This is a genomic window from Streptacidiphilus anmyonensis (genome assembly GCF_000787855.1).
In the GTDB taxonomy this organism is placed as follows: domain Bacteria; phylum Actinomycetota; class Actinomycetes; order Streptomycetales; family Streptomycetaceae; genus Streptacidiphilus; species Streptacidiphilus anmyonensis.
In genome coordinates this window covers 27,705-34,042 of sequence record NZ_BBPQ01000064.1, presented here as the reverse complement: position 1 = coordinate 34,042, position 6,338 = coordinate 27,705, and the positions used below count along the sequence as shown (strand labels likewise).

At 72.7% G+C, this 6,338-nt stretch carries 4 protein-coding genes and 1 pseudogene; 1 reads left to right on the top strand and 4 read right to left on the bottom strand.

The features are described from left to right. Positions 1-1,223, top strand: a pseudogene (locus TR50_RS33930) (FAD-binding oxidoreductase); the annotation flags it as partial. Positions 1,224-1,250: 27 nt separating this feature from the next. Here TR50_RS33930 and TR50_RS33925 read toward each other — a convergent pair. The 4 genes from TR50_RS33925 to TR50_RS33910 all read right to left on the bottom strand — a co-directional run. After that, positions 1,251-2,078 carry an MIP/aquaporin family protein gene (locus TR50_RS33925; RefSeq protein WP_042431341.1) on the bottom strand — a complete coding sequence of 276 codons (828 nt, stop codon included), beginning with the start codon at positions 2,076-2,078 and terminating at the stop codon, positions 1,251-1,253. 11 nt (positions 2,079-2,089) lie between these two features. Further along, the gene (locus TR50_RS33920; protein ID WP_084701431.1) at positions 2,090-3,592 is read right to left on the bottom strand and encodes a DUF2252 domain-containing protein; all 1,503 of its coding nucleotides are present in this window, start codon (positions 3,590-3,592) and stop codon (positions 2,090-2,092) included. Positions 3,593-3,965: 373 nt separating this feature from the next. Next, on the bottom strand, positions 3,966-4,217 hold the full coding sequence (locus TR50_RS33915) for a hypothetical protein (protein ID WP_042431339.1): 252 nt from the start codon (positions 4,215-4,217) through the stop codon (positions 3,966-3,968). Between the two features lie 58 nt (positions 4,218-4,275). Next, positions 4,276-6,338 (bottom strand): MMPL family transporter (locus tag TR50_RS33910; RefSeq protein ID WP_052441660.1); only part of this gene is annotated, 2,063 nt, incomplete at its 5' end.

Below are 6,338 nucleotides of genomic sequence, written 5' to 3'. Positions count from 1 at the left end.
CGTGGAACCGCGCGGGCTGGGCGGGTCGGGGGAGTACGCCGGGGCGGTCTCGCTGGACCTGGGCCGGCTGGACCGGATCGTCGAGGTCGACCGGGTCAGCCGGGCCGCGCGGATCCAGGCGGGCATCCTCGGGCCCGCGCTGGAGGACGCGCTCCGGCCGGACGGGCTGACGCTGCGCCACTTCCCGCAGTCCTTCGAGTTCTCCACCCTGGGCGGGTGGCTGGCGACCCGCGCGGGCGGCCACTACGCGACCGTCTACACCCACATCGACGACATGGTCGAGTCGATGCGCGTCGTCACCCCGGTCGGCGTCAGCGAGTCGCGTCGGCTGCCCGGCTCGGGCGCGGGCCCCTCGCCCGACCGGATGTTCCTCGGCTCCGAGGGCGCCCTGGGCGTGATCACCGAGGCGTGGATGCGGCTTCAGGACCGCCCCCGCTGGCGGGCGGCCGCGTCCGTGCACTTCGGGGAGTACGGTGCCGCTGTCGCGGCCACCCGGACGATCGCCCAGTCGGGGCTGTTCCCCGCCAACTGTCCTGGACCCGATGGAGGCGTTCGTCAACGCCGGAACCGACTCGCCCGGCGGCGTGCTCGTGCTCGGCTTCGAGTCCGCCGACCACCCGGTCGACGGGTCGATGCGGCGCGCGGTCGAGATCTGCGCGGAGTTCGGCGGGCGGGTGCCGGACCCGGTTCGCACCACCGACCTGAAGGCGGAGCGGGACCGGACCCGGACCGGGGCCGCCGACACCTGGCGCTCCTCGTTCCTGCGGATGCCCTACCAGCGCGACGCCCTGGCCGCGCAGTCGATGATCGTGGAGACCTTCGAGACCGCCTGCACCTGGGACCGCTTCGACGAGCTGCGGGCCGCCGTCGACGCCGCCGCGACCGACGCGTTCGCCTCGCTCGGCCTGAGCGGAGCCGTGACCTGCCGCTTCACGCACGTCTACCCGGACGGTCCCGCACCGTACTTCGGCGTGATCGCCCCCGGCGTCTGGGGCCGGACCGTCGAGCAGTGGGACGAGATCAAGGCCGCCGTCTCCGAGGCCCTCGCCGACTGCGGCGCGACCATCACCCACCACCACGCGGTCGGCCGCGACCACCGCCCCTGGTACGACCGCCAGCGGCCCGAACCCTTCGCCCTGGCGCTGCGTGCCTCGAAGGCGGCACTCGACCCCACCGGAGTCCTGAACCCCGGCGTCCTGATCGATCCCGTGCGGCACCACTGAAGGGTCTGAAGACCTCGCCGGACGCCCTCACGGCTTGCCGGGCTGGTGCACGTCGGTGAAGAGGTCGCCCTGGGCGGCGGCGGCGCCGGACGCCCCGCCCCCCGTGCCGCGCAGCACGTAGGCGAGGGCGACGGCGAGCGTCGCCCCGGCCAACGGTCCCGCCACGTACACCCAGTAGTCGGTGAAGGTGGTGGCGACCAGGTCGGGGCCGAAAGTGCGCGCGGGGTTCATCGAGGCGCCTGAAATGGGGAAGCCCCACAGCCCGGCCAGCGCGATGTAGCCGCCGACGCCGAACGCGCCGATGATGCCCACGTTCTGGGCACCGGAGGCCGTGCCGAGGATGACGCTCACCAGGCCGGTGGTCAGCGCGAACTCCATCCAGAAGGCGGCGAGGGCGGAGTAGCCGTGCGCGGGGTAGTTGGCCCCGTAGCGGGCCGACACGTTCACCACCCCGCGCAGGAACAGTGCCGCCAGGGTGGCGCCGGCGAGCTGCATCACCACGTAGCCGGGCACGCGTGGCCAGGGGAAGTCCCGGCGCAGGGCGAAGGCGACGCTCACGGCCGGGTTCAGGTGCGCGCCGGAGACCTTCCCCATGAACAGGATGATCGCCATCACCATCAGGCCGGGGGCGACCACCGCGGCGGCGTTGCTGATCGAGCCGGGGAACGCCTTGCCCGTCATCCCGCCGCCGGCGGCCACCAGCACCAGGAGGAAGGTGCCGAACAGCTCGGCGAAGAGGCGCCGCCACTCCTGGCGCGGATCCTCGAAGTCCTGGATGCGCTTGAGGACGCTCTGCTCGTACCGCGCGATCGGGCCCAGCACGCGGGCGCTCTCGGACTCCGGCTGCTCCGTCATGCCGGCCGGCCCTACAGGCCCAGCTCGACAGTGATCCGGTTCTCGCGGTCGGCCTGCTGCAACGCCGCGAAGTCGAGCTCGTTCTGGTCGGCGTACAGGGCCGAGAACTCCGCGACGGCGTGGGCGAAGGTCTTGTCGTCGCCCAGGTACGCGGCGATGGCGATCGGATCGCCCGAGCGGGCGTGCGCGCGGGCCAGGGTCCACCCGCACAGTCGCCCGTACAAGGCCAGTCCGGTCGGGACCAGTTGCTCGATGGCGACGGAGCCCTTCCAGTCGGCGAGCTGGCGTACGTAGAAGTCCCGGCGCTGCCCGTCGATGCCGTCCGCCGACTCCCACCCGAGGAAGATGTCGCTCGCGGCCTGCATCAGCCGCTGGCCGTTGACGACCCGTTCGCCCTCGCTCGCGTAGTCGGGGCCGCCGTGGACGAACTCCGCCAGGACTGAGCGCTGAGCCTCCTTGACCTGGAGGAACAGCGGGTCGTCGGAGTCGCGCCCGGTGAGCAGGACGATCCAGCAGCGCGTCCCCACGCTGCCGACGCCCACCACCTTGCGCGCCATGTCGACCAGCTCGAAGGACTCCACCAGCACCCGGCGGTCCGACTGGAGGGTGGACCGGTACCGCCCCAGCAGCGACCGCATCAGCCCGTGGAAGGTGACCTGCTGGTTCCCGGCGAGCAGGTCGGCGATCGGCACGATCAGCGGCGGATCCGCGATGATCCGCCGACGCCCGTCGACCGTCTCGGTGAGCTTGCGGAAGGCGCGCAGGCTGTCATGGGCCTGCGCCTTGGCCACGCCCTGCTTCAGCATGCTCTTGCGGGTCTTGTTCAGATGCGAGGCGAGCAGGCTGCGCACCTCGTCCAGGTCCGCGCTGGCGTACCAGATGTCGAGGTGGCGCATGCCGGCGAAGCCGGCCATGGCCTTCTGGTAGCCGCGGACCGCGGCCGTCACGATCTTGCGGCGGTCCTTGCGGGAGAAGGAGTTCTCACGTCCGGCGATCTCCAGGCTGGCCGCCAGCCGTTTGACGTCCCACTCCCACGGGCCGGGGTAGGTCTCGTCGAAGTCGTTGACGTCGAACATCATCTGCCGCTCCGGGGAGGCGAAGAGCCCGAAGTTCGACAGATGGGCGTCGCCGCACAGCTGGGCCGTCAGGCCCGACACCGGCGTCCCGGCGAGGTCCGCGGCCATGACCGCGGCGGCGCCGCGGTAGAAGGTGAAGGGCGAGACCAGCATCCGGCCGTAGCGGACCGGCACCAGCTCCGGCACGCGCGACTGCCCCTGGCGTTCCAGGATCGCCACCGGATCCTCCCGCCCCGGGCCGACGCCGAACTGCTCGTGCTCCGTGAGCGGCACCTCGGCCCGGGCCCGCAGGCCCAGCTCGGCACGTTCCGCCGGAGTCGGGCGAGGCCGCGGTGGGGCCGCCGGGCTTCGCTTGGCGGGCGTGGTCCGCTTCGCGGCGGCGGCCCGCTTACGGGCCGGAGTCGACGCCGCGGCCTTCCTGCCGGAGGAGGCGCTCATGACGCCACGTCACAGCACAGCCGCGCACGGCCTTCGGCCCCACGGCGTCGTCCGCCGGGACCCGGATCGGCGCCGCCCGGCAGTCCGCCCGGTAGTCCGCCTGACGCCACGCCCTTGCCGCCCATCGCCTGCCTCCGCTCCCGGGACGCCGCCGTGCCGCCGCTGTGCCGCCGCGAAGCTCTCGGGATGCTTGGACGGATGCGCCCACCGCTGGTGTTCCCGTCATTAGACCCGCCGCGGAGGGCGTACGCACGCGGCGGATCCGCTGTGTCGTCCGATCGGCGGACACCGGGCTGAGGACAGCGCGCGCCACGGACAGCGCGCGCCACGGACACCGCGCGCCACGGAGACCGCGCGCCGCGGACACCGCGCGCTACGGGCCGCGCATGATCCGCGCCACGGACAGGGGGTCCTCGCCGAGGGCGACCAGGCGCTCGGCGAGCCTGCGGTTCTCGGCGTCCTTGGTGTTCTCCTCCTCGGCGACGTTGGCGAGCGCCGCGTTCGCGCCTTCCTCAGCCCCGTGCTGGTACACCCGCCGCAGCAGGTCGTCCGCCGCCGCACGGGACAGGCCGGGCGCGAGTCTCAGCAGTTCCTCGGTGTACAGGTCGACCGGATGTGCGTCCATAGCACCATGGAAGCGGCACCGCCCCGGCTCGGCGAGTCGTGCGGGGCCGGTCGGCGCTTCAGCCCTCGGACGGCAGCTCGGGCAGGATCCGGGCCAGCGGTGCGGGCAGCCACCAGTTCGCGTTGCCCAGCAGCTCCATGATCGCGGGGACCAGCACCATGCGGACCACAGTGGCGTCCAGGAAGACCGCGACCGCGAGGCCGAGCCCGAACTCCTTGACCGCGATGTCCGGGGTGGCGAGCACCGACAGGAAGACCGTCACCATGATCGCCGCGGCGGCGGTGATCACGCGGGCGGTGCGGGACAGGCCTCGGGCCACCGCCTCCCGGGTGGTGTGCCCGCCGTCGTACTCCTCGCGGATGCGGGAGACCAGGAAGACCTCGTAGTCGGTGGAGAGCCCGAACAGGATCGGGAAGATGAACAGCGGCACCCATGCGGTGACGGGCGCCGTCGTCGGGAAGCCGAGCACGGAGCCCAGCCAGCCCCACTGGGTGATCGCGACCAGCACGCCGAAGGCGGCCCCCACGGACAGCAGCGTCATCAGCGCGGCCTTGACCGCGATCACGGGCGAGCGCACGAGCACCAGCAGCACGATCAGCGCCAGGCCGATCACCGTGGCGATCAGGTAGGGGAGCCGGGCGGAGACCTCGGCGGCGAAGTCCGCGTCGCCGGCGGTGGGTCCGCCGACGTGCACCACGAGCCCGGTGCCCTGGACGGCCGCCGGGATCGTCTGGTCGCGCAGCCGGTGGAGCGTGGCGGGCGTGGCGGCGTCCTGGTGCGCGGTGGTCGGGTAGGCGATGAAGAGGGCCGCCTGCCCGTCCTGGCTGATCTGCGCGGGTGTGACGGCGGCGATCCCCGGGGTGGCGGCCGTCGCGCGGATCAGCGGCTGGAGGTCGGCGCCGCCCGGCGGCAACTGCGCGACCACGACGAACGGCGCGTCGAATCCCTGGCCGAAGCCCTTGGCCAGGATCACATGGGACTGGTAACCGCTGGTGTCGTGCGGTTCGGTGCTGGTGTCCTCGAAGCTCAGCCGCATCGAGAAGGCCGGGATCGCCAGCAGGATCATGACGGCGGCGCCGACGACGAGACCGGTGACCGGGCGGCGCTGGATGAGGCGGGCCCAGCGTTCGGCGAGCGGGCTGCGGGCAACGGTGCGACCGAGGTAGGGAAGCTTGAAGCGGTCGACGCCCCGGCCGGCGAAAGCGAGGAGCGCGGCGAGCACGGTGACGGCGCTGATCATGGTCATCAGCACGGTCACCGACGCGGCGATCGCGGTGGCGTTCAGCAGTCGCTGCTGCAGTACGAACAGTCCCAGCATCGCGATCACGACGGTCACCCCGGCGAACAGGACCGACCGCCCGGCCCGGGAGATCGCCACCACCAGCGCGGCCTCCGGCTCGTCACCCTGCGCGAGTGACTCGCGGTAGCGGGTCACGATGAACAGGGCGTAGTCGATGCCCACGCCCAGGCCGAGCAGGGTCGCCACCAGCGGACTGAAGCTCGGCGCCGGGAACAGGTAACCGAGCAGGAAGATCAGGGCAAGCCCGCTGCCGATGCCGAACAGGGCCGCCGCCATGGTCAGGCCCATCGCCAGCAGGGAGCCGAAGGCGATCAGGATGACCAGCATCGCCGCCAGGGCGCCGACCGCGTCGGACGCGCCCCCGTAGGGCGTCTCGGCGGAGACGACGTCGGCGCCGCCGAGCGCGAAGGTGACCGTGTCGGTGCTCGCGGCCCGGGTCTCGTCGATCATCTTCTTGACGCCGGAGGCGGGCAGCGGGGTGACGTCGGACTGCAGCGTGGCGAAGGCCGTCCTGCCGTCCTTGGAGATCTGCCCCGGCGCGGTGTAGGGGGACTGCACCGAGGTGATGTGCGGCGCCGTGGCCAGCTTGGCCAGCAGGGACTCCACCTGGGCCTTGACCGCGGGGTCGGTGACGCCGGCGTCGGCGTGGATCGCGAGAGTGAGCGAGTCGCCCCCGCGCTGGGGGAAGTACGCCTTGAGCAGCGTCTGGGCCTGGCCGGACTGCGAGGAGCCGCCGGTGAAGTCGTTGTCGGCGGGCGCGGCGAAGCCGAAGCCGAGCGTCAGCAGCACCAGGAGGCCGACGCCCCAGGTCAGCAGTACCC